General features: G+C 59.8%; 1 protein-coding gene. It reads right to left on the reverse strand.

Annotated elements, in window-relative coordinates; genetic code table 11:
• Positions 1–273: 273 nt before the first annotated feature.
• On the reverse strand, positions 274–1,401 hold the full coding sequence (locus tag BG60_RS36080; protein WP_008344707.1) for an IS110 family RNA-guided transposase: 1,128 nt from the start codon (positions 1,399–1,401) through the stop codon (positions 274–276).
• Positions 1,402–1,536: the final 135 nt, after the last annotated feature.

Below are 1,536 nucleotides of genomic sequence, written 5' to 3' on the forward strand. Positions count from 1 at the left end.
ACTGATATGACTTTCCCTGTCAATCGCGATCGGTCCTCGGTTTTGGGTTCATCTGAATTTCCTGAGGGCGACGTAGCAGTACGTCTCGACGGTTGGTCACACTGATATCCGCGGGTTGGTTACCGCATTACTGTGGTCCGCCCTTTGAGCCTGCCGCTACCTAAAGTCGCAAGTCGCAAGAGATGTGTTGCATAGTCCCATCGCGGGTTACTCGGGTGCCGGGCTACGCCGCCTTCAGGAAACTCTCCGTGTTCTCGATAAGGTATCGTGGTGTCAAGGTCTAGCATCCATCGGTATGGCGAGGGACATCGCCAGTCTGCTGATGTCCCAAATGAACCCCGCGAGTTCTCGCGCCACGGCAACCACGCCGATGTTTACATTCTTGCCGCGCGCTGCGAACTTGCGATATCGCCGACACAGTCGCAGTTGAGCATCCCATGCGCGGTCAATGATCGGCCTCGGGATTCCTTCATGGCGGCGTTGGATGTCCGGGCTCACCCGAGCGGGGTATCTGTAACTCCACGCAGCCTCGACGAGCAGCTTTCTTGCGTAGCTGTTTCCGTTTTTTGTAATGCTGCCTTGACGACGGCGATCTCCTGAAGAGTGTTCGGAGGGCGTCACTCCGAGCCAAGCCATCAGCTGGCGAGGATGCTCGAATCGCGACAGGTCGCCGAGTTCGGCGAGCATGCCTACGGCCGAGGTGAACTGGATCCCCCGCATTGCCTGCAGTCCCAGTACGGCCGGATAGAAGCGCCAGTTGACCACAGCCTCGCGTAGCGCCGCCTCAAGACGGTCGCATTGCCCGAGCCTGTCTTCGATCGTACGGCGGCACTCGTCAAAGGCAAGTTGTTGCCAGTGGTTGGGGAACGCAAAGGTGCTGATCCACCTTCGATGTGCCGGCCCCCAGTTCGCACTGCCGGTGTAACGGATACCATGAGAGAGCAGAAAGGATTTGAGTCGCTGCCGCGCGTGCTTGAGATCCGCTTTGGCGGCGGCCCATGCGCGGGCCAAGTCCCGGAATGCCTCGTCTTCGACACCAGGTACATAGACTGGCGAGAGATCACCTGCGCGCAGCGAGCGCACGAGTTTGATCGCGTCTCGGCGGTCGGTTTTGACCCGCTCGCCCGGTTTCTTGGGAATCAGCGACGGGGCACATACCATGCAGTCGAACCCCTTCTGCAGGAGCTGACGGTAAAGGCCGTAGCCGCACGGCCCTGCTTCGTAGACGATACGGACGTGCGTCGCCTTGGACTGCATGCGCTGGCAAAGGCGATCGATGTCTGTCTTCGAGGTGCCGATCTTGCCCAGCAATTCGACCTCGCCTATGTCGACCGCGTAGGCTGCCGTGATCGATTCCTTGTGGACATCCAGACCGACGTACACCGTGCTATCGTGTCCCATGCTGGCCTCCGTGTGGGAAATCGCCGGGTGTCGCCCTCGCGCACACCATGCGGCTCTGGCAGTAATGCTAACCCGCGTCTGATTCAGCACGGCAGGCCAGCCACTACCTCACGGAAAGTCATACTGCCTAAACCC

This window comes from Caballeronia zhejiangensis (genome assembly GCF_000698575.1).
Lineage (GTDB): Bacteria > Pseudomonadota > Gammaproteobacteria > Burkholderiales > Burkholderiaceae > Caballeronia > Caballeronia zhejiangensis.